16 protein-coding genes and 2 pseudogenes are annotated in these 20,862 nt (G+C 64.2%); 12 read left to right on the top strand and 6 right to left on the bottom strand.

What is annotated here, in order from left to right; translation table 11 throughout:
• Positions 1 to 298 precede the first annotated feature (298 nt).
• A complete protein-coding gene (locus TX78_RS10090; RefSeq protein WP_044495981.1) occupies positions 299 to 1,936 on the top strand; it encodes an ABC-F family ATP-binding cassette domain-containing protein in 1,638 nt (545 codons plus the stop codon).
• Here the strand turns inward: TX78_RS10090 and TX78_RS10095 are convergent.
• Together TX78_RS10095 and TX78_RS10100 are read right to left on the bottom strand one after the other, a co-directional pair.
• On the bottom strand, positions 1,899 to 2,360 hold the full coding sequence (locus TX78_RS10095; RefSeq protein WP_147640467.1) for a GyrI-like domain-containing protein: 462 nt from the start codon (positions 2,358 to 2,360) through the stop codon (positions 1,899 to 1,901). The two genes, TX78_RS10090 and TX78_RS10095, sit on opposite strands and share 38 nt — an antisense overlap.
• Before the next feature lie 148 nt (positions 2,361 to 2,508).
• Positions 2,509 to 3,990 (bottom strand): S8 family serine peptidase, encoded by a 1,482-nt coding sequence (locus tag TX78_RS10100; RefSeq protein ID WP_233722238.1) that lies wholly within the window; start codon positions 3,988 to 3,990, stop codon positions 2,509 to 2,511.
• Between the two features lie 186 nt (positions 3,991 to 4,176).
• Here TX78_RS10100 and TX78_RS10105 point away from each other — a divergent pair, with 186 nt between their 5' ends.
• The 5 genes from TX78_RS10105 (at position 4,177) to TX78_RS10125 (ending at position 9,704) form a co-directional block, all read left to right on the top strand.
• On the top strand, positions 4,177 to 5,457 hold the full coding sequence (locus TX78_RS10105) for a 5-(carboxyamino)imidazole ribonucleotide synthase (RefSeq protein ID WP_081652731.1): 1,281 nt from the start codon (positions 4,177 to 4,179) through the stop codon (positions 5,455 to 5,457).
• On the top strand, positions 5,454 to 6,062 hold the full coding sequence (purE, locus tag TX78_RS10110; protein ID WP_081652732.1) for a 5-(carboxyamino)imidazole ribonucleotide mutase: 609 nt from the start codon (positions 5,454 to 5,456) through the stop codon (positions 6,060 to 6,062). The genes TX78_RS10105 and purE overlap by 4 nt, the downstream gene beginning before the upstream one ends.
• A gap of 3 nt (positions 6,063 to 6,065) precedes the next feature.
• The gene (locus TX78_RS10115) at positions 6,066 to 7,745 is read left to right on the top strand and encodes an LCP family protein (RefSeq protein ID WP_044495984.1); all 1,680 of its coding nucleotides are present in this window, start codon (positions 6,066 to 6,068) and stop codon (positions 7,743 to 7,745) included.
• Positions 7,746 to 7,953: 208 nt separating this feature from the next.
• A complete protein-coding gene (gene manA / locus TX78_RS10120; protein ID WP_199765276.1) occupies positions 7,954 to 9,141 on the top strand; it encodes a mannose-6-phosphate isomerase, class I in 1,188 nt (395 codons plus the stop codon).
• Positions 9,138 to 9,704, top strand: a complete 567-nt coding sequence (locus tag TX78_RS10125; protein ID WP_044495985.1) for a GtrA family protein — start codon at positions 9,138 to 9,140, stop codon at positions 9,702 to 9,704. The genes manA and TX78_RS10125 overlap by 4 nt, the downstream gene beginning before the upstream one ends.
• A gap of 18 nt (positions 9,705 to 9,722) precedes the next feature.
• Here TX78_RS10125 and TX78_RS12775 read toward each other — a convergent pair whose 3' ends face one another.
• Positions 9,723 to 10,469 (bottom strand): TIGR03089 family protein, encoded by a 747-nt coding sequence (locus TX78_RS12775; protein ID WP_049897804.1) that lies wholly within the window; start codon positions 10,467 to 10,469, stop codon positions 9,723 to 9,725.
• 153 nt (positions 10,470 to 10,622) lie between these two features.
• Here TX78_RS12775 and TX78_RS14535 point away from each other — a divergent pair, with 153 nt between their 5' ends.
• The 6 genes from TX78_RS14535 (at position 10,623) to ahcY (ending at position 19,346) form a co-directional block, all read left to right on the top strand.
• Positions 10,623 to 11,210, top strand: a complete 588-nt coding sequence (locus TX78_RS14535; RefSeq protein WP_049897806.1) for a WhiB family transcriptional regulator — start codon at positions 10,623 to 10,625, stop codon at positions 11,208 to 11,210.
• Positions 11,211 to 11,542: 332 nt separating this feature from the next.
• Positions 11,543 to 14,875 carry a glycosyltransferase family 2 protein gene (locus TX78_RS10140; protein ID WP_044495986.1) on the top strand — a complete coding sequence of 1,111 codons (3,333 nt, stop codon included), beginning with the start codon at positions 11,543 to 11,545 and terminating at the stop codon, positions 14,873 to 14,875.
• Entirely contained in the window at positions 14,872 to 16,935 is a 2,064-nt protein-coding gene (locus TX78_RS10145; RefSeq protein ID WP_044495987.1) for a DUF5719 family protein, read from the top strand. Before TX78_RS10140 ends, TX78_RS10145 begins: the two co-directional genes overlap by 4 nt.
• Positions 16,936 to 17,041: 106 nt before the next feature.
• On the top strand, positions 17,042 to 17,461 hold the full coding sequence (locus tag TX78_RS10150) for a DUF3499 domain-containing protein (RefSeq protein WP_044495989.1): 420 nt from the start codon (positions 17,042 to 17,044) through the stop codon (positions 17,459 to 17,461).
• A 119-nt stretch (positions 17,462 to 17,580) separates the two neighbouring features.
• Entirely contained in the window at positions 17,581 to 17,859 is a 279-nt protein-coding gene (locus TX78_RS10155; RefSeq protein ID WP_044495990.1) for a Trm112 family protein, read from the top strand.
• Between the two features lie 8 nt (positions 17,860 to 17,867).
• Positions 17,868 to 19,346 carry an adenosylhomocysteinase gene (gene ahcY, locus TX78_RS10160; protein ID WP_044495991.1) on the top strand — a complete coding sequence of 493 codons (1,479 nt, stop codon included), beginning with the start codon at positions 17,868 to 17,870 and terminating at the stop codon, positions 19,344 to 19,346.
• Between the two features lie 188 nt (positions 19,347 to 19,534).
• Here ahcY and TX78_RS14405 read toward each other — a convergent pair whose 3' ends face one another.
• From TX78_RS14405 to TX78_RS13315, 3 genes and pseudogenes are all read right to left on the bottom strand, one after another.
• Complete coding sequence (locus TX78_RS14405) at positions 19,535 to 19,738, bottom strand: hypothetical protein (protein WP_233722239.1); 204 nt, start codon at positions 19,736 to 19,738, stop codon at positions 19,535 to 19,537.
• Positions 19,739 to 19,945: 207 nt separating this feature from the next.
• Positions 19,946 to 20,110 (bottom strand): annotated as a pseudogene (locus TX78_RS14635) (integrase core domain-containing protein); the annotation flags it as partial.
• A 517-nt stretch (positions 20,111 to 20,627) separates the two neighbouring features.
• Positions 20,628 to 20,862 (bottom strand): annotated as a pseudogene (locus tag TX78_RS13315) (integrase core domain-containing protein); the annotation flags it as partial.

The following is a 20,862-nucleotide window of genomic DNA, read 5'->3' on the forward strand; positions in this document are numbered from 1 at the left end:
GTTTCGGCCCGGTCAAACGTGGGCTAGGTGCCGCCGGCACTTTTTGCTACCCTGGATTGTGATGAAACACATGGGCATGCCTTCACGCCGCCTGCGCTCTGCTCTCTGACGGCGCGCAGCACTTTGCTGACCCCTTCGGGTCACTGACTTCAGATCACTGACGTCGGGTCATTGACACTGCACGCCGAAAGCACCGGCAGAAATCTGGCCGGGCGAGCGTCAGCCCATTTATCACCTGCTGATTCCCGCGCATTTTCTGCGCGGGCCCGGCTCCGCTGAACGAACAAACGGAGCAGCAGTGTCCACCCTCAAACTCAGACCATTTCACCTTGCCGCCGATGATCTCACCGTGGTGCGCGGCGGCCGCACCATACTCAACCAACTGACCTTCAGGCTCAGCGCCGGCTCCCGATTGGCCGTTGTCGGGGAGAACGGCCGAGGCAAGACCACTCTTCTGCACACCCTGCTAGGACGTGTGACGCCCGATGCCGGCAGTATCAGCCGGTCAGGAACGGTAGCCATTGCCGAACAAGCGCTGGATTTTGATCCCGCCGATACCGTGGGGGTGCTTATCGCCCAGGCCGTCGAGCCCTCGCGGCGGGCAGTTGCGGAACTTGATGCGGCTGCCACGGCTCTGGCCAAGGATCCGCAGCACCATGCTGACCGGTATGCCCAGGCACTGGAGGCAGCTGAACAACTTAATGCCTGGGATGCTGACCGGCGCGTGGATATCGCCCTCGAGGCCCTGGGTGCCTGCGCGGATCGCACCCGCCCGCTTGCTGCCCTGTCAGTTGGGCAGCGTTACCGGGTGCGACTCGCATGCTTGCTCGGTGCTCAGCAGGACCTGCTTTTGCTGGACGAGCCCACAAATCACCTCGATGCCTCGGGCTTGGATTTTCTGACGCAGAAGATACGCGAACATCCTGGGGGAGTAGCAATCGTCAGCCATGACAGGCAGCTGCTGAAAGATACCGCGACGCACTTTCTCGACCTGGACCCAACCCACGACGGCGCCGCTCGGCTCTACGGGGGCGGGTATGAGGGCTGGCAGCAAGGACGGCTTAAAGAGCGTGAATCCTGGGAGCAGGAGTATGAGCGTCAGATGACTGAGCGCCGTCGGCTGCAGGACTCGCTCTCAGCCGCGCAGAACCGGCTCTCCACCGGTTGGCGCCCGGAGAAAGGCACGGGCAAACACCAGCGCCAGTCCAGGGCTCCTTCAGTGGTGCAGCAGGTCAAGCGCCAGGCTCAGGCGCTGGAGCAGCACCAGCTGAGTGTGCCGCCACCGCCGCTTCGGCTGAATTTTCCGCGTCTGGATTCCAAGTCGAGCGCTGTGTACCTTTCCGCCGAACAGATTGCGGTGGCTGATCGGCTCGTCCCGGTGAGCCTGCGGCTTCGCGGCGGCGATAAAGTGCTGGTCACCGGGCCCAACGGTGCCGGCAAGTCAACGCTACTCACCGTCCTCTCCGATGCGCTTATCCCGGATCAAGGGAGCGTGCACCGCAGAACCGGGGCCCGGATTTCCCTGGTGGGTCAGGAGAACCCAGCGTGGACGGCGTCGCAGTCTGCTCGGGAGGTCTTCGAAGCACATGTCGCTGCGCTGGTGAGCTCCAGGTCTATCAGTCCCGGCGATGCCGTGTCCCTGTCTGGTCTGGGACTGCTTCCATCCGAAGCCTTGCGAGTACCGGTAGCAGATCTATCGCAGGGGCAGCAGAGAAGGCTCGAGTTGGCGATGCGCTTAGCCGAGCGGCCTCATGTGCTGCTGCTGGATGAGCCTTCGAATCACCTGGCGATGCAACTGGTGGACGAGCTGACAGAAGCGTTGCTGGTGACGAAGGCAGCCGTCGTCGTTGCCACGCATGATCGCCAGATGATTGCGGACTTGAGCGGTTTCCGCAGAATCAACCTGCCCGGCGCACCGGCTGCTGAAGTTCGGTGACCCAGTCCGACTGATCTGCCGACTCTGCTCGAACGTAGAGTTCTCGGCAGGGGCCGGAGGGTTCGTACCCGCGGGCAAGGATCTCCTCATGCAGGGCCTGCCAACTGTGGTGGATCTGCATCATGGGTCCCATATGCACCGTGACGAACGCCTCCGGTTCCTGCCGCAGGGTGATGAGCTCAAACCCTTGCTGCTCCGGGCCCGAGTAGGCGTAGCCCACGGTGACCTCGGTGCCTTCCTCGGTCATGTTGTAGGCGGCAACCGGAGTTTCAAGCGCCCCTGGTGTGCTGCCGATGATGGAGGCGATCGCATCGAAGGAGGGGCCCACCACCTCTGCGATCTGGGGCTGTTCAGCCACGACGGACCTACGAGCTGCCAGCTGGAGGGCGGGCAGCGATTTCTTCACGATTTCACGGGATGACATGTGGTGCTCCTTTTCAATGAGGTGGAGTCTGCGCTCAACATCGGCCAAGCGAGCTTCAGCGATCCGATGCTCCTGCTCCACCTCGGCCCTGCGCCGATGCTATATAAGTTTCCAAGTAATGGCTCGGTGTCTTGCTTCTGCGAGACTCTCACTGGACCTCGGCATCAGGCGGGGCGACACTGTGGCGCTGAGCGCCGTCGATCGAGGCGACGCCACTGACTGCGCTTAGCCTGTGCGTACCCGAAACCTCGTCGCTTTGAACTGACGCCCCTTCGGTATACCCGGTGACCTGGCCCAGGCTGCGCAGCACCTTCTCCACCACCAGGCCGGCCTCCTGCAACTGAGCGACGACGTCGTCGATATGGCTCAGATGCTCATCATCGACGGTGATGACCCAGTGCTGGGGTTCAGCCGTGCCAGCCTCTGCCGTGCCAGCCTCTGCCGTCCCAGTTCCTGGCACGCCGGCCCCTGCCATGCCGCCCCCTGTGGTTGGCGACTCCGACACCAGGTTCGCCGGTACCGCCGCCAGTCCCGCACCCACATCCTCTGCGGCAGCTCCCTGAATCGGGACCGCCGCAGAAATCAGAGCATCCCGCAACTCTTGACCACGCAGTCCGCTGGCACCCGCGATCACTGCAGCAATCCCCGAGACATGTGGAGCCGCCATCGAGGTGCCGCTGATGCTCTGATAATGCTGCGGGGTCGGCCAGGCCGAATAGATCTCCACCCCGGGGGCGGCAATATCGATCTCACCGCCCTCATGCGGCAGCGATCGCGCAGAAAAGTTCGCGATCCGCAGCTGCTCGTCCACCGCGGCCACCGCCATCACATACGGGCTGTTCGCCGGCGCGCCCACAAAACCGTGGTCTCCGGCACTGCGGTGAGCATTATTGCCTGCTGCCGCAATCATCACAGCACCCTGCTCCAAAGCCCGCCGACCAGCAGTTACATAGGGAGGATGCACCTGGGGCACATCCGCTCCTAAAGACATAGAGATCACCTGGCAGTCGTTCTGCAGCGCCCAGTCGATACCCGCCAGGATAGAAGTATCTGAGCCCGCGCCGTCGTCCCCGAGAACCTTGGCGGAGTAGATCTCTGCCTCCGAGGCCACACCATAGCCGGGGCTCTGCGCAGCCCCCGCGGCCGGGTGCCACGGTCCGCAGGCAGTGCCAATGCAATGCGTCCCATGGCCGTGAACATCCTGCGGACCCTGACCGGGGATGAAAGACTCCACGACGACGCTCCTGTCGGCAAAGTCAGGATGGGAGGCGTCAAAGCCGGTATCAAGTACCGCCACCCGCACACCGGCGCCCGCCACACCGGTCTGCACGGCCCGGCGGATCTGTACTGCCTCCAGACCCCAGGTGAACTCACCGGCACCAGGTGAGGCCCCGCCGTCGCGATCTGCACCTGCGTTAATCGCGTAATAGGTCAGCTCCGGGAAGTACTGCATGGGCCGCTGCTGCGCAGCGCAGCGTCCCCGAAAAGCTTCCAGGCGCTCGGGCTCATCCTCCACCACGCCAATGCCCAGCCGCGGGAAGTAGATATCGGTGGAAAAGCCCTGGGTATGAAGCAGCCCGGGCGCTTCCCGGTGCCGGACCTCTTCATCGGCGGTATCAAACGAGATCACGAATCGTCCCATAGTCGGCGGCTCCAGTTCTGCGCATCGCCCGCGCTGAGTTCTCCGGTAACTGAGTTCTCCTGTATCGGTGACGGCTACGCTACTGGCCGGCACCTCACCGCGGAACCCCCGGACCTGCCCTGCGCGGTGTTGCGTGATGCTTGCACCAGTCAACAGCGCGCATAATGGGGGACTGTGACTGGTACTGACTCAACCCCACGCGTCGGAGTTCTAGGCGACGGGCAGCTTGCCCGCATGATGGCCCCGGCGGCTGTGGAGCTCGGCATCGAGCTGCATCTGCTGGCCGGCAGCGCCGAAGCCTCAGCGGCTCAGGTGATCCCTCACACCGTCATCGGGGACTACCGCAGCGTGGAGGACGTGCTGGCCTTCGCCAAGGGGCGGGATGGCCGGGCCATGGATGCCATCACCTTTGACCACGAACACGTGCCCGCAGAGGTGCTCGATGCCCTCGCCGAGGCTGGCATCGCCATGAACCCCGGACCGCAGGCGCTCATCTTCGCCCAGGACAAACTGGCCATGCGCCGGGCCGTGGAGGACCTCGGGTTGCCTAACCCTCGCTGGAATGAGGTCCACACCGCCGAGGAGCTGATCAGCTTCGGCAACGCCATCGGCTGGCCGGTAGTGCTGAAGACCCCGCGCGGGGGTTATGACGGCAAAGGCGTGATGATTATCGACGACGCCGCGGCCGCCCAGTCCACCGAGGTCACCGAGTGGTTCTCCCGTGCCGAGCAGCAGCAGACCGGCCTGTTGGCCGAGCAGAAAGTTCCCTATAGCCGTGAGCTCTCCGCCCAGGTGGCTCGCTCACCGCGAGGCGAGATTGTGGCCTATCCAGTGGTCGAATCCACTCAGACCAACGGGGTCTGTGACGAAGTCATCGCCCCAGCCCCGCGCACCAGTGCTGAGCATGTTGCCGAGGCAGAACGCATCGCCCGCACCATCGCTGAAGACTTAGGCGTCACCGGCATGCTGGCTGTGGAGCTCTTCGAAATCACTGAGACCTCAGATGCCGACGTCGCCCCCGGAATCTACGTCAACGAACTCGCCATGCGCCCGCACAACTCCGGGCACTGGACCATGGATGGTGCGGTCACCAGCCAGTTCGAGCAGCATCTGCGTGCTGTGCTGAACCTGCCGCTGGGCAGCACCGCGGTGACCGGTGGGGCCGGGGGATATGTGGTGATGAAGAACCTGCTGGGCGGGCGCAACCAGGACCTGCACGCCGCCGTCCCCTCTGCAATGCGCCGATCCCCGCATTCAAAGATCCATCTCTACGGCAAGGACCCCAAACCCGGACGCAAGATCGGGCACGTCAATATTCTCAGCCAGACCACCCGTCCCTCCGAGGCCTACGAGGCCTCCCGCAAACGGCTTGAGCGTGCCCGGCACACTGCCGCAGAGACAGCGCGCCTCATCGTAGACGGCCCCGACGATCACACCCAGGAGAATCAGGCATGAGCACCGCAGAGACACCCCTGGTTGGTCTGGTCATGGGGTCCAATTCGGACTGGCCCACTATGAAAGCCGCTGCTGAGGCGCTGGACGAATTCGGCATCCCCTTTGAAGCGGATGTGGTCTCCGCCCACCGGATGGCTGAAGAGATGATCGCCTATGGCAAGAAGGCCCACACCCGCGGTATCCGTGTGATCATCGCCGGTGCCGGCGGGGCCGCCCACCTTCCGGGCATGCTGGCCTCGGTGACGCCCTTGCCGGTGATCGGTGTGCCGGTGCCGCTGAAATACCTCGACGGCATGGACTCGCTGCTGTCCATTGTGCAGATGCCCGCCGGGGTCCCGGTGGCCACAGTGTCAGTGGGCGGCGCGCGCAACGCCGGGCTACTGGCAGTGCGCACTCTGGCCGCCGGCAGCGACGAGATGGCCGCCGAACTGCGGAACAAGCTGCTGGAGTTCCAGCAGAAGCTGGCGGCCGAAGCCCACGCCAAGGGAGAAGCACTGCGTACTGAAGCCGCGCAGCTATCCACCTTCCGCCCGCGCAGCGACTCACCTGCAGCCGACGACGCCGCACCCAGCACTGAATCCCCCCACGCCGCAGGCGCTGCTTAAACCGTGACCACCCCCACCATCACCTACCACGAGTTCAGCGACTCAGCCGATGCCCTGCGCGATCCGCGCACTGCCAGCCCTCAGGACCGCACCCGCCGGGCACTGATTCTTACGGCACTAACACTGTTCATTCCCGGCGGCGCACAGATCGCGGCAGGCTCACGGGCCCTGGGGCGGGCGGCGCTGGCGGTCACCGTCGGGTGCTGGTTCCTGCTGCTCTTAGGCGCAGCGTTCTTCTTCACCATGCGCGGAGTGCTGCTCAGTGCGCTGACGCAGCCCTTCATCATGTGGGTGGCCGCAGCACTGCTGGCAGGCCTGGCCATCGGATGGCTGCTGCTGTGGCTGGACACTTTCCGGCTCATCCGCTTCGCCACGCTGGCTCCGGGATTCAAACCGATCATCGCAGTGACCCTCATCGTGCTCATCACCCTCACCAGCGGTGGACTGGGCTACGCGGCGCACCTGGTGAATCAGGGACGAGAAGCCCTGTCAGGGATCTTCTCCTCCGGTCCTTCCATTCCGGCAGAGGAAGGGCGCTATAACTTCCTGTTATTGGGAGCTGACTCCGGGGAGGGCCGCGAAGGTGTGCGCCCGGACTCGATTCACATGATCTCGGTCAATCAGCAAACCTCCGAGAGCATCATCTTCTCCATTCCGAGGGACTTCCAGAACGCCCGCTTCAGCGAAGACTCTCCCATGCGACAGGTTTACCCGGAGGGTTATAACCGCGGCAATGAGTGCATTATCAACTTCCTCTACACCGAGGTGACCAACCAGTACTCCCACCTCTACCCAGAGGCCCAGGATCCTGGGGCTGAAGCCATGATGGAAGCCATCTCCGGCACCCTTGACCTGAGTATCCACGGTTACGTGATGGTAGATATGGGCGGATTCTCCGAGCTGATCGACGCCATGGGCGGAGTCACCGTGGAGACCAGCGGCTGGGTCCCCTATGACGGCCGGCACCCGGAGACTGACCGCTGGGGTGACTGGTGGTTTGAGCCCGGTATCCATACCTTCAACGGAGACCAAGCCCTCTCCTATGCGCGGTCTCGGAAGTACTCCTCCGACTACAACCGCATCCAGCGCCAGCAGTGCATCCAGCAGGCCATGGTCGCCCAGTTCACCCCGCAGACCCTGCTGACCCGGTTCACCGAACTGATGCAGGCCAGTGAGAATCTCTTCGAGACCAATATCCCGCAGTCCCAGCTGGGCAGCCTGCTGAACCTGGCGGTGGATGCCCAGAAGCACACTCCCCAGCGCCTAGTCATCGGCGCCCCGGATTTCGGTCCCCCCTCGGAACTGTTCTCCACCTACCCGGACTTTGACCGCATTCACGCTCGCGTGGATGAGCTGATCGCTAATGAAGGTCAGGAAGAAGAGACCGAAGAGACTGCAACCCCGGAGAACCAGGCGCAAGAGAACTCAGATCAGGATCAGACTGAACCTGCGGAGGATTCCAGTGCTGGGTCTGCCCCCGGCCCCACACCGGAGCACAGTGATCCTGCGGTTTCTGGTGACATGCCACCGGCTGAGAATGAGACCGCACCGGCTGAGCTGACTCAACCAGATGGTTCGCCGCTCACCATGGAATACCTCATAGAGGCTGAGCAAGCAGGCAATCTCGCAGTGCTGGAAGAAGCAGCCCGCGATAACAACGAGTGCACCCCGGTGCGGGGTTGATCTGGACAGGCTGATCTGGACAGGCTGATCTGGACCGCTGAACGTACGCCCAGTGCAGCTGGTACCAGTGGCTGAGACCGCAGGGCACCTCAGTTGCGGCGTCGTCGGCTTGTTGTGAAGCTGGGAGTTTGGCCACAATCTCCTGCAGATGCCATGAAATACCTCTGACCGGGCACAGCCCGCTGGTATGGTTCATCCGGTGTTCAGGATGATCAACCCCGTTCGCGAGTACGCATGGGGGTCAACTCACGCGTTCAGCGAGCTCTTTGGCTGGCCCCCTTCGGCGACCCCGCAGGCCGAAATCTGGATGGGAACCCACGCGGGTGCGCCCTCAGAGGTGCAGCTGGAGAATCGCGATGCCACCATGCCGCTGCGCGAGGTCCTTAGGTCCGAGCTGCCTTTCCTGCTGAAGATTCTTGCCGCTGATAAGCCGCTGTCCATTCAGGCTCACCCCACCCAGGCTGCTGCTCGAGCTGGTTTCGAGGCTGAGAACTCTGCTGGCATTGAGCTCACAGCCGCACAGCGGAATTACAAGGACCCCCACCACAAACCCGAACTGATTGTGGCGATCACCGAATTCTCCGCGCTCTGCGGCTTCCGGCCCTATGCTGAGGCTGCCGCTGATCTGCGCGCACTCTCTGATGCGCTGCAGAAGGACTACCCGGGGTTGGAGGTGCTCCTCCAGCACGTGGAGTCGCAGAACTACGACGCCGCCCTGGAATGGGTGCTGCGCAGCGGAGCGCCCGAGGCTGGCGCCGTGGCAGCTGCTCTGGGTGAGGCGGCTGCTGACGGCGTGCTCACCGACGTTGGACTCAACGCAGCGCTGTTGGATACCCTGCAGCGCACCACTGCTGCATTCCCCGCCGATCCGGGGGTGCTGGTGGCCACCCTGCTCCACCGGATGGATCTGCGCCCCGGTGAGGGACTCTTCCTGCCAGCAGGGAACCTGCACGCCTATTTGAGCGGGGTGGGCGTGGAAGTCATGGCTGCTTCAGACAATGTCCTGCGCGGAGGCCTGACATCCAAACATATTGATGTCCCCGAACTCCTTGCTGTTGTTCAGCCAGACGTGCTGCCGCTGCCGTACTGTGAACCAGTCAGCACCCAGAGCGGTGTGCTCAACTACTTGCCGCCGGTAGAAGAATTTCAGCTAACACGGATAGATTTCCCTGCAGCGGGTTCAGCCCACACGCTGAGCCCACAGGCTGCAGCCGTTGCCATCTGCACGGCAGGCACGGCCCACGCCCGGGCCGCGGAAGACACGAGGACTCTCACACTTGCTGCCGGCGAGTCAGTTTTTATTGAATCAGGCGAGCAGATCACATTCAGCACTGACCAGGAGGCTCAGATTTTCATCGCTATCGCTCAGGGTTCGCCGGCGCGGGACAACGCATGATGTCCCAACTGTGGTCTAAAGGGATCGGTCTCTTCCGCACCTTGTGGCGTGAACTGGCTAAGTTCGGCGTCGTCGGGGGAATGGCCTTCATCATCGACTCCGGCATCTTCATCTGGCTGATCTCCGGCCCGATGGCGGACTCCCATGTGAAATCCAAAGCCATTGCGGTCGCAGTGGCGACGCTGTTCTCCTGGATCGGCAACCGATACTGGACATTCCGGCACCAGCGCACCAAGACGCGCAGCCGCGAGCTGGTGATGTTTGTTGTCATGAACCTGATCGGACTCGGTATTCAGTCCGGCTGTGTGGCCTTCTCCTACTACGTGCTGGGCTTGACCTCAACGCAGGCATCATTCATCTCCGGAAGCGTCATCGGCATGATCCTGGCCATGTGCTTCCGATTTGTCGCCTACAAGTTCTGGGTATTCACCGGTGACGAAGTCTCCGCCTCCGCTGAGCGCAGCGGGTCCCAGCAATCTCCGCATATGATCGCGGATTCTGATCTGGTCAGCCCTGAAGCAGGCGCAGACCCAGAACCGGGCACCCCTCACCGCAGCGGTTAGGAGCCATCCGTCTGCATCTCAGGCCAGTCCCTCGTTGCTGAGCATCTGCTTCCAGGTCTCACCTTCGGGGGCACCCTGGAATAGCACCACTGTGCCCTGCTGAGCCCAAGTCTGCAGCAGAGTCTCTGCGGTGTCCTTAGCCCACGCGGTGACCACCATCGGGCTGCTGGGCTCTTGCGGTGTGGGCTCTTGCGGTGTGTTTGGCAACGGCACCACCGGCAGCGGTGCATTGAGTCGGTCGGGGTGCTGGCGGACCTCGGCAGAGATATCCAGGACCCACGCCGGGACCTCCAGACCGGTGGCATCGGTGAAGGACGCATCCAGCATTCCATGGGAGATCACCGCCAGATCTGCCTCTCCCAGCGCTTCGGAGTCAAGCCATGCCGAGGGGTGATCAGTCACCACAAGGCTGGCGCGCAGGACCTCGGCGGCGTCGTCGGCTGAGGGCATCAACTGCACCTCGGCCCCCAGCGCAGAAGCCGCTAGCACCAGGGCGGCAGCCTTCCAATGGGTCGCCATATCGAGGACTACCAGCGGCCGGGACTCGCCCACCGGCTCATCTTCGATGTCATATTCATCACGTAGCAGCCCGATGAGCTTGATAGCCCAGTTGGCCAGAACCCGACCGGAAAGTTCCACTCTGTCCCCGGTCTCGGCGTCATAGTGGACCACCGCGGGCTGCGGCCGGGAGGCCAGGGACTCAAGCAGTTGGGCGAAATCTTCAGGCGGCTGCTGGGACGGGGAGTTCAGGGTCAGCGGGCTCATCAGGGATGACATCCTTCGATAGGTTCACAGGGCCTTCGACGACTCGCCGGGAGCACTTGACGAATGTTTACTTACGCCAGTGTAATTAGGTGCAGAGACACCGACCACCAACTGCTTAGAGCGTACAGAAAGCGACTCAGGGGAGGCCCACATATGGGGAAGGCACAGCGGCTGAGCGACATCAGCCCGGACCAGGACGCCAGACCGGTCCGCAGAAGCGGGCTGGATGTGCCGTCGGACTGGTTTGTCGACCCCGCCGACCCCCAGGCTGCTGAGAAGCTGGAGCACGGACTCTCCCTGGAGGAGCAGGCCACCGCATTCCTTGCTGCCCAGGAGGACGCCGAAACGGGTGGCTCGGTGGAATCGGATACCTCCGCAGGTACAGTGACCGCGCTCAGTGAGGCACCTTCCCGCCGCACTGAGCACGGCGCTGAGACTTCTCAGGGTGCAGGTGCATCCCAGGACGCAGGCGCCGTCTGGCTGGGCATCCCCACCCTGATGCCCGCCGAGCAGGTCGAAGGCGAGTTGGCCTGGCAGGTCGATGCTTTGTGCGCACAAACCGACCCCGAAGCGTTCTTCCCTGAAAAGGGCGGGTCCACCCGGGATGCCAAGAAGGTCTGCGCAGCCTGCACCGTGAAGCAGGAATGCCTGGACTACGCGCTGTCCAATGACGAGCGCTTCGGCATCTGGGGCGGCCTCTCTGAACGAGAACGCCGGAAACTGAAGAAGCGGGCAGTCTGATCAGCCCGACTGCTCAACTCCACATCGCCGCCGTCGTACTGCACGACGGCGGCGGTTTAGCGTCTGCCCAGTGGTCTCCCACCGGACGGGCGCTGAATCTCAGTGCCGCCCTTGACTCTCAGACCAGGCAGCCCGATTCGGTCATCGAACTCAGCTCCGCAGGCTACGCAGGTCCTGAGGACCTCTCCCGTTCACTGCGTTCAAAGCTACTGAGCAATAAGCGTCACGCCAAGCAGACCACGACTGCAGGACCGGGCGGCACCAAAACCACGCAGCTGTGGCGCACCCTCGAACGGCATCTTCCCGATGGCTTCAGCGCCCGGTATCAGTGGTTGTGGATTCTGCCCGCTGACGCCGTTCCCGCTCCTGATGCGCTGGAACGGCTGGAGGACCGGCTCTTCACGGTGAAGGACGAGGCGACACACTTCCAGGTGGAGATCGTGGGCGCCAAACAGCTCCACGCTGATGCGGCAGAGCCACGCCTGGTCAATGCCGGACTCTGGAGCGCAGGCTCAGGGGAGGTCGTCACACTGACCGAACCCCGGGAGCTGGATCAGGGCCAATACGACGGACGGGATCAGGTTCCGGCCGTCTCGGCCCACGGCATGCTCATCCATGCCGGACTCTTCGGCGACCTCGGTGGCTTCGACCCGGCACTTCCCGGGGACTACGCCGCAGCTGACCTATGTGCCCGGGCCCGCGAGGTCGGTGCGCTCACCGTGCTTGAACCCACCGCCCGCATCTGGCGGCCTACTCCGCCCCCGCGCGAGGTGGTGCACCGTTACGGCGGCACACTGTGGCTGCCTGCCCCGCAGCGCCGTGGACAGATTCGTGCCCGGCTGGCGCAGGCCAACCCGATCGCAGTGCCATTCCTCTGGGTGGGGCTCTGGTTGGCGGCTGCGCTGCGGCTGATAGCCCTGATGGTCTGTAAAGCTCCCGACGCCGCGCTGGGGCAGTTCTTCGCCTCCGCCTCGGCCTTGCTGAACTGGGCTGCCGTCGCCCATGTGCGCCGTTTCCGGGCGCAGGGACGCAAAGCCGCATTGGCCAGACCCGAGCGGCTGCGCCAACTGAGTACGGACACCCACAAGAACTCCCCGGACAAGTCCTCCGACAAAACGGCAGACAAAACCGCGGCACGGGCTATTCTCACCGCCGGGCGCAGCGCTGTGGCTCAAGACCGTCTCGATGGCGAGAAGCTGCGCTCTCAGCGCCGTCGCGACATCACCGCCGAGACAGTGGGACTGCATGCCCTGCGTACCGGGCGCCGGTCCAGCACCCAGCCGGGAAGCATCGAGCAGGATGATGCGCTGATCGATATCGGCTCCGGTGACGGCGAATTTGATGAGATGCCGGCCCGGCGCTCTGAGGACCGGCTCGGACTCTTCATTGTGCTCACCGCGCTGATCGGCGTATCCCTGGTGGCCTTCCGTGATCTCCTCACAGCCCCGGCCCTGGGCGGGGGAGCAGCCATGCCTGTCTCCGGCTCTATCGGCGAGGTCTGGCAGCATACGGTGAGCTTCCTTGCGGCCGACTCGCTGGGGGAGCGCGCCGCCGCTGACCCGTTTTCACTGTTGCTGCTGGTCTTCTCGGTGCTGAGCGCCGGGCACGCCTCTGCAGTGCTGTTGTGGATCGTGATTCTGGCGGCCCCGCTGAGCGCGGCGACGGCATGGTGGGCTGCCGGGCTCTGGAGCAGCAAAGCCTTCCACCGTGTTCTGGCGGCACTGATCTGGGCACTGGTGCCCGCCCTGCATACTGCTGTGGGCCAGGGCCGGCTGGGCGCTGTGATCGCCCATATTCTGCTGCCGCTGGTGGTCATGGCCGGGGTGCGAGCGCTGCGTGCCCGTAAAGCCCATGCGCTGCACACGGCAGACGATTCGGTACCGGGCACGCGGGTGGCTTCGCTGCGGCTGGCCACCGGCTGGGAAACTGCCGCTGGTGCTGGAATCCTGCTGGCCCTTACTGCGGCTGCCGCGCCGGTGCTGCTGGTTCCGGCAGTGCTGATCTGTGCAGTGGGTGGCCTGCTAGGTGGCCGCACCGCCCGGGTGCTGTGGCTGATTCCGGTGCCCGCGCTGGCTCTGTTTGCGCCCATGCTGATATCTGCTGTGGACCGCGGCGCCAATGTGGCCGCTGTGTTGCTGGCCGAACCTGGCCGGGTTCTCAGTTCAGCCCAGGCCGGTATGCCGGCCCCGTTGTGGCAGCAGCTGCTGGGCTACTCGCAGGCTTTCGACGCAGCTGCCGGACTCCCCGGTGCCTCAGGTATTGATGCCTGGCTGCCGGCTCTGTTCAACGGCAGCTTCTGGACTCTGCGGATCGCGCTGCTGACTGGCGCGCCGCTGCTGGTCATTGCCTTGCTCGCCATTGTGGCCGCAGGGCGACGACGTCTGGTGCTTACTGCCGGACTGATCGCCCTGGGCGCTGCTGGTTTCTCGGTGCTGAGCGGGCTGCTTGCTGCAGGCACCGCCGACGGTGAACTGCTGCCGGCCTACTCCGGGCCGCTGGTCTCGGTGATAGTGCTGTGTCTGATTGTGGCGGCACTGAGCGCCTTGGAGGTCTCCAGTTCCGGGGAATCGGTCTTCGGCGGACTGTTCGCCCCGGTGGCTGCCACCTTGCTGGTACTGGCCGTCTTCGCCTCGGGAGTGCTGTGGGCTGCACCGCGGATTCTGCCTGCCTCCGAACGAGGAGAGCAGACGGTCACTGCCATTAATGAGCAGCCAGTGCTGATTGGTCGCGGTGCGGAACGAACGATCCCCTCCACAGCGGCAGATCAGGGCCGCGGCCCTGCCGCACTGCGCACTCTGGTGCTCAGCAACGGCCCCCACGGAGTTTCCGCCGAAGTGGTCGCCGGAGCAGGACGCACCCTCGATAAGCAGCGCACAGCCGTGGCCGCAGACGGCCTGCCGCTATGGGCCACTGAGCAGGAAGACCCCCACGAACCCGGTGAGCTCAACGCCGCCCACCAGTCCCTGGGGGAGTTGGTGGCCGCCATCGTGTCACCGGGCTCAGAGCACATTCCCGGGCTGATGCAGCAGTTGGGCATCGGCTTTGTGCTGATCCCCGCCGGCGAGGGTCCGCTGGCAGATGCCGCCGATACCGCTGGCGGCCTAGTGCGCGTGGGTCAGACCGATACCGGTGCCCTGTGGCGCGCCGATGTACCCGAGGACAGCGCCCTGCCTGCTGCACCGGGAATCGCCGGAGTGGCCACCGCCTGGGCGCGCCTGGTCGATGCCGAAGGCGAGTTCCTGGCCCTGCTGCCCAGCCACCAGCAACGCATCGAGGTGGATCTGGCCAGTATCCGCACCCCCGAGGGCGAGCCGCTGGAGTTCGACAGCGACCAGGAGTACTTCCTGGAAGTCGCCGCTGAACGTGCCGGGGGTTGGCATGCCAGCCTGAACGGAGAATCCCTACGGCCAGCTACCGAGCGCAGCACCGGGGAGGAGGAGCTGCCTTGGATGCGGCGCTTCCACCTGCCGGCTGACACCGGTGAGCTCAGCGCCTACCATCGCTCCACCTTCCAATACCCGGTGCTCATCGGGGTGGGCCTTGTCCTAGTGCTGTTCCTGTTGATCGCCATGCCGCTTCCGCGCAGTTGGCGCATTCAGCCGGTCATTAGCGGGGCTGCGGACCAGCGGGCCCGCAACCCGCTTCGGGAGGAGACCCAGCTGTGAGTGCGAAGAAGGTCAGCAAGTACATCCGCCAGCAGCGCCGCGAGCGACGTCGTGCCGAGAAGCTGCGTGAACGCGAAGCTAAGCAGGCGGCCAAGACGCCAAAACCGCAGCGCAGCCCGCGGAATCCACAACGCGCCGGTAGTAAGAAACACGCAACCGCGGCACCGGCACTGACAGGGTCAGAGCAAACCCAAGCAACCGGCCCGGCCCCGCGTCATGGAGCAGGGGAACAGCCCAGCGCAGGTGCCCAGCCCAGCGCTGCTGCCCACCACAGCGCGGACCACAGGCACAGCGCGGACCACCAGGACACCGCCAGCCATGAGACTCCAGAGCCCACGCCGGTCCTGGAAGGGCTAGCAGCCGAAGACTCCCAGCGCGCCCCCGGCAGCGGCACCCGGGCGGCCGCCGTCGTGGTTGGTCTTGGACTTATCGCTGCCCTGGCCGGTTCCGCCGGATTCGATCTGACCCGCAGCAGCGAGCGCGCCCCCGCTGGGCTTGCCGCGCACAGCATCAGCGCCCCCGCGGTCACTGAACGGATCTTCTGTCCGGCCATGCCCGGACAGCCGGACTCGATCACCGATCAGGGCATGCTGACTTACGCTGAGCGTGACCCCTCAGCCACCTCGCGCATCGATACCGTCATGCTGCCCACCGGTGCAGAGACGGATCCGGTTGCTCAGTGGGCTGAGCTGAGTCAGGAAGGTCGCGGATCAGCAGAGGACGCCGAACCGGGCTTCACCCAGCAGAACCACACCGAAGGTTCGGTCCTGGAGATCCAGCCCCCCGAAGAGACGCCCGAAAACACCCCCGAGGACCCTCGTGCCCGCCGGGTCACCCTGGCCACCGGCTTCACCTACTACGCAGAATCCGGTCCGCTGGCTGGCCTGGCCGCCGCCCCCTGCACGAATCCGCAGCGCAATCAGTGGTTCTTAGGTCCGGAGGTCGGCAGCGGGGCGATGTCCCTGCTGAGCCTGGCCAACCCGCATGACCGGCCGGCAACGGTGGAGATCACCACCTATGACCGTGAGGGAGATCGCGGATCAACAGGCGCCACCACCGTTTTAGTCCCAGAGCAGTCGGTGCGCAGTGTGAATCTGGCCGGGCTGACAACGGACTCGGCCACAGCAGTGCAGGTCCACGCCTCAGGGGCGCCAGTGGCCGCAGCCCTGCAGTCTGCCCGCACCTCGGGTCAAGAGGGCCTCGGCGTGGAGCTGCTTCCGGCGCAGACCAGCGCACTGTCCCATGTGATGCCCGGTGTGCTCACCGGAGCCGACGACGACGCCGCACAGCTTCACCTCTACATCCCCGGTGATCAGCAGGCCACCGTTGAACTGCAGGTCTTTGATGAGAACAGTCAGGTCCCCACTGAGGCCCCTGGAGTGTTCTCAGCAGAAGCCGGTCGGGTCGCGGTACTGGACCTAGGCGGCTTGGAGTCCGGCAGCTATGACGTGGTGGTGCGCACCGATGTGCCGAGCCTGGCCGCGGTGCGCAGTCCCGGCGATGGTGAGCCGATCATCACTGACACTGGCGTCGGCTTCGATCCCATCACTGGAGAAGCCCTGCCTGAGCAGAGTGAAGAGGACCCTGCTCCGGATTTCAGCTGGTCTGCCTCAGCGGCGGCCCTCAGCCCAGGTTTTGGCGCGCTCCTGCCCCGAGCTGCTTCTCCTGAAGAGGATGAGGCTGCACCGGAGGGCGAAACTGCGGAGGGCGGGGATGCTGTGGAGCTGGAATCTCAGCTGCGCCTCTTCGCCCCGGCTGAGGAGGACACTCCCGCCGTTGTGGGAGTCAACCTGCGGCTAGTCAACACGTACGGGACCTCCACTGAGCCTTTCACCGTGGAACTGACCCCCGGGGCGGGACTGACCCTGGACGCTGAGGAGCTGGCCGAACGGGCCGAAGAAGCAGAGATCGGGGAAGTGGCCGCCGTCGTCGTGGATCACGCCGAGGCCCCGGCCTACGGAACGCTGATCACCCGAAGCGAAGATGGCCGCTTCACCGCAACTGCACTGCGTCCGCTGACCCGCGGCGCCCAGCACGTCCCGCTGCATATCGGGCAATAACGCCTGACCCCGGGTCGGTGCCCGATGTTGAGCTGGGCACAGCCGGACGCAACATGCCCAGCCGGCTCCCAGAAAACTGTGGCTGCGCTGGGTAGGCTCAGGCACCGTGGATTCCAAGCGCCGTTGCACCAGGAACAGCTGTGAACGCCCAGCAGTGGCGACCCTGACGTATTCCTATCAGGATTCGACTGTGGTGGTGGGGCCGATGAGCCTCTACGCCGAGCCGCACACCTATGACCTCTGCAGCGAGCACGCCGACCGGGTCAACCCACCGCGCGGATGGGAAGTGCTGCGGCTGGACTACTCCGCAGCCCCCGCAGAGGACGGCGATGACCTGCTGGCTCTGGCCGACGCCGTACGCAGCCCCCGTGCCCACACGGACGCAGCGGTCCCTGCAGGATCAGCTGAAGAAAGCACCGTGCCGGGTGCACCGGCGCTGCCCGCTCGGGAATCCCGCACCCCACTGGCACCGCCTCATGGTGACCCAGGAATCGCGCGCGGACACCTGCGCCTCATCCGCGAATAGTCGCCGCAGCCCCGGATGCGCCCGGGGAGCTGACCGCACTGTTCGGCGCTCAGCGTAGATGCGTCGGCAGATGACGACGACGGCGACCCGCCCCCAGCTGAAGCGCTAGGCTGGATCCCATGCCCAGTACGCCCTCCAGCGCGCCGTCGGGTGCGCCCCAGAACAGTGCATCTAACACCAGTGCAGCTGATAACAGCGCAGCTGCCAGTCGTGCAGCTCAGAAACGCGCCCCTGAGTGCAACGCGCCGCTGACCGATGACATCCTGCAGATTCTGCGCTGTCCGGTCACCGGCAGCCCGCTGCGACAGGAAGGCGATGAGCTGATCGCCACCGAGGATCCCCAACGCCGCTACCGGATCGAAGACGGCGTACCCCACCTGCTTCCCCACAACGCATAAGGACCACCATGAGCTTTGACTACAAGATCGCAGATATCTCCCTGCACGAGGCCGGCCGCCACCAGATCCGGTTGGCCGAGCATGAGATGCCCGGACTGATGGCCCTGCGCGAGGAATACGCTGAGGAGCAGCCGCTGAAGGGTGCTCGCATCGCCGGCTCCCTGCATATGACGGTGCAGACCGCAGTGCTCATCGAGACCCTGGTGGCCCTGGGTGCTGAAGTCCGCTGGGCTTCCTGCAATATCTTCTCCACTCAGGATGAGGCCGCGGCCGCCGTCGTCGTCGGCCCCCACGGCACCCCGGAGAACCCGCAGGGCGTGCCGGTCTTCGCCTGGAAGAACGAGACCCTGGAAGAGTACTGGTGGACCGCCGCCCAGATCTTCGCCTGGCCCGGAGTTGATGAGGACCCGGCCAAGGGCGCGAATATGATCCTCGACGACGGCGGTGATGCCACCCTGCTGGTGCATAAGGGCGTGGAGTTCGAGGCTGCAGGTGCAGTGCCATCGGCCGCTGCGGAGGACCCGGAGGAGTACCGGGTCATCCTGGAGACCCTGCGGAAGTCGCTGATCGAGAACCCCAAGCGCTGGACCGGGATCGCTTCTGAGTTGCGCGGTGTCACCGAGGAGACCACCACCGGCGTCAACCGGCTCTACCAGCTGGCCCGCGACGGCGGTTTGCTGTTCCCCGCCATCAACGTCAACGACTCGGTCACCAAGTCCAAGTTCGACAACAAATACGGCATCCGCCATTCACTGCCCGATGGCATCATGCGCGCCACCGATGTGCTTATCGGCGGCAAGGTCGCGGTGATCTGCGGCTACGGCGATGTGGGCAAGGGTGCGGCCGAGGCGCTGCGCGGTCAGGGCGCGCGAGTGATCGTCACCGAGATTGATCCCATCAACGCGCTTCAGGCAGCTATGGACGGCTACCAGGTGGCCACCCTGGATGATGTCGTGAACCAGGGCGATATCTTCATCACCACCACCGGCGGCAAGGACATCATCAGCGCTGAGCATATGCAGCAGATGAAGAACAAGGCCATCGTGGGCAATGTGGGCCACTTCGACAATGAGATCGATATGGCCGGTCTGGCCGCTATCGAGGGCATCCAGAAGATCGAGATCAAGCCCCAGGTGCACGAGTGGGTCTTCCCGAACACTGACGGTAAGTCCATCATCGTGCTCTCCGAGGGACGCCTGCTGAACCTGGGCAATGCCACCGGCCACCCGAGCTTCGTGATGAGCTCCAGCTTCGCCAACCAGGTCATCGCTCAGATTGAGCTGTTTGCCAAGTCGCATAAGTCCTACGACGGCGACGACGCCTACGCCACTGAGGTTTACGTTCTGCCGAAGGTGCTGGATGAGAAGGTCGCCCGCCTGCACCTGGAGGCGCTCGGTGCGAAACTCACCGAGCTGACCAAGGAACAGGCCGACTACCTCGGCGTGGATGTGGCCGGGCCGTATAAGCCCGCCCACTACCGCTACTGAGTCAGTCCCGTGGGCGGGGAAACCCCGCCTCGCGTGGGCCGTTGAACCAAGATCGCACCCCACTTCGCGCCATCGCACCCCAGTTACACAGGGGAGAATTGTGTGATGTCTCAGGAGATCGGTGACAGAACTGTCTCAAGACATCAGTGACACTTGATGTCTCAGCACATCGGTGACACTTCTGCTGATCAGCAGTGAGTCCCGGTGGAGGCAGGTCGGCGTCCTGATCGCTGACCGTTACCGACATAGGTGGTCCCAGGGCTGGGGAGGGGATGCTCGATAAGGATGACCCCATCGGCATCGACAAAGAGGATCTTGGCGTGGTCCCAAACTGCGTGTATGCGTTGGCCTGCCAGGGGCGTGCTGATCTGGTACCAGACCTTCTTAATCACGACTTGGCCTCTCTTTTTGACCTTTCGCGAGCATTCACCTTCCCATGTGGTTCCTGCGGCAAGTGGGGCGCCTTCAGGGACCATAGGGTTTGGGACCGGGACAGGTCGGGGCGGATCAGCGGCCTCAGTGGCCGCCCATGCAGCAGCCGGTGTTATCCGCCCGGGAAGTCCCTGGTGAGGGCGTTGGGTGTTGTAGATCAGGTCAAAGACATCGACCTGGGCCTGAAGCTCAGCAACGGACTCGGCCATCGGCTGGGAATCCAGGTAGCGGAACAGCGTCTGGTGGAACCGTTCGTTCTTGCCCTGGGTGGTCGGCCTACCCGGCCTGCCAGTGATCGCTTCGACCCCGAGGCTGGTGAGGTAGGTGACCAGCTGCCCTTCACTTCCCCTGCGGGAAGCTGCTTAAGGGGGAACAAATGGTAGGTCCAGCAAAAGCCTTGGTCAGAAAGGGGTCGTGCTCTAGATCGGCCGGTTCCTGAGAGGGTTCTGCAGCGGCGTCCGCCGCTGTCTGGAGCTTCTTCGATCGTAATATGACGGCGCTGTCAGGAGAGATCATGGACCAGAAGCTCACTGGTCGATGAGGCCGCTGAAACGGCCGGCTTCTCCGCCCAGGCCCTTCGTCGATGGATCACCAGGGCCCGTTTTGGGCGCCGGCTGAAAGCAGTGAAGGTTAGGGCAGTCTATGTGATCCGGCGAGCAGGATTAGTCGTCTTCTTGGAGTTACGGAGCGTAGCCTACATCCCGAGCCTCAACTTGCACCGTTCGTGCGAGCAAAGAGACTCGTTGCTGATCCTATTGTGGGCTCGCAACGCCCCCTTCGTTATTCGTGAAGCGTCCCAGTGGGTTGCCCCCGGGAGTAGGTCCACGCGTTATGCGGGCCGCGGTTTCTTCAATGGGTACAGATTTCAGCATACTCAGCCGGGCTGCGGTACCCGAGCGCTGAGTAGCGCCGGATGGTGTTGTATTCCTTCTTCCAATCGCCGATGATCACCCGAGCATGGGTCAAAGACCAGAAGATGGTGATGTTCAGGCACTCATCCCGGATCCTGCTGTTGAAGGACTCCACCTACCCATTGCGCCACGGCGCACCGGGTGGGATGTAGTGGATCCCCGTGACCTCCCCG

Source organism: Nesterenkonia massiliensis (assembly GCF_000455245.1).
In the GTDB taxonomy this organism is placed as follows: Bacteria; Actinomycetota; Actinomycetes; order Actinomycetales; family Micrococcaceae; genus Nesterenkonia; species Nesterenkonia rhizosphaerae.

What these genes read in the sequence shown, in the direction of transcription:
- TX78_RS10095 (WP_147640467.1), bottom strand. Translation starts at nt 2,360, where the DNA reads ATGTCATCCCGTGAAATCGTGAAGAAATCGCTGCCCGCCCTCCAGCTG.
- purE (WP_081652732.1), top strand. Translation starts at nt 5,454, where the DNA reads ATGAGCACCGCAGAGACACCCCTGGTTGGTCTGGTCATGGGGTCCAAT.
- manA (WP_199765276.1), top strand. Translation starts at nt 7,954, where the DNA reads ATGATCAACCCCGTTCGCGAGTACGCATGGGGGTCAACTCACGCGTTC.
- TX78_RS10125 (WP_044495985.1), top strand. Translation starts at nt 9,138, where the DNA reads ATGATGTCCCAACTGTGGTCTAAAGGGATCGGTCTCTTCCGCACCTTG.
- TX78_RS12775 (WP_049897804.1), bottom strand. Translation starts at nt 10,469, where the DNA reads ATGAGCCCGCTGACCCTGAACTCCCCGTCCCAGCAGCCGCCTGAAGAT.
- TX78_RS14535 (WP_049897806.1), top strand. Translation starts at nt 10,623, where the DNA reads ATGGGGAAGGCACAGCGGCTGAGCGACATCAGCCCGGACCAGGACGCC.
- TX78_RS10155 (WP_044495990.1), top strand. Translation starts at nt 17,581, where the DNA reads ATGCCCAGTACGCCCTCCAGCGCGCCGTCGGGTGCGCCCCAGAACAGT.
- ahcY (WP_044495991.1), top strand. Translation starts at nt 17,868, where the DNA reads ATGAGCTTTGACTACAAGATCGCAGATATCTCCCTGCACGAGGCCGGC.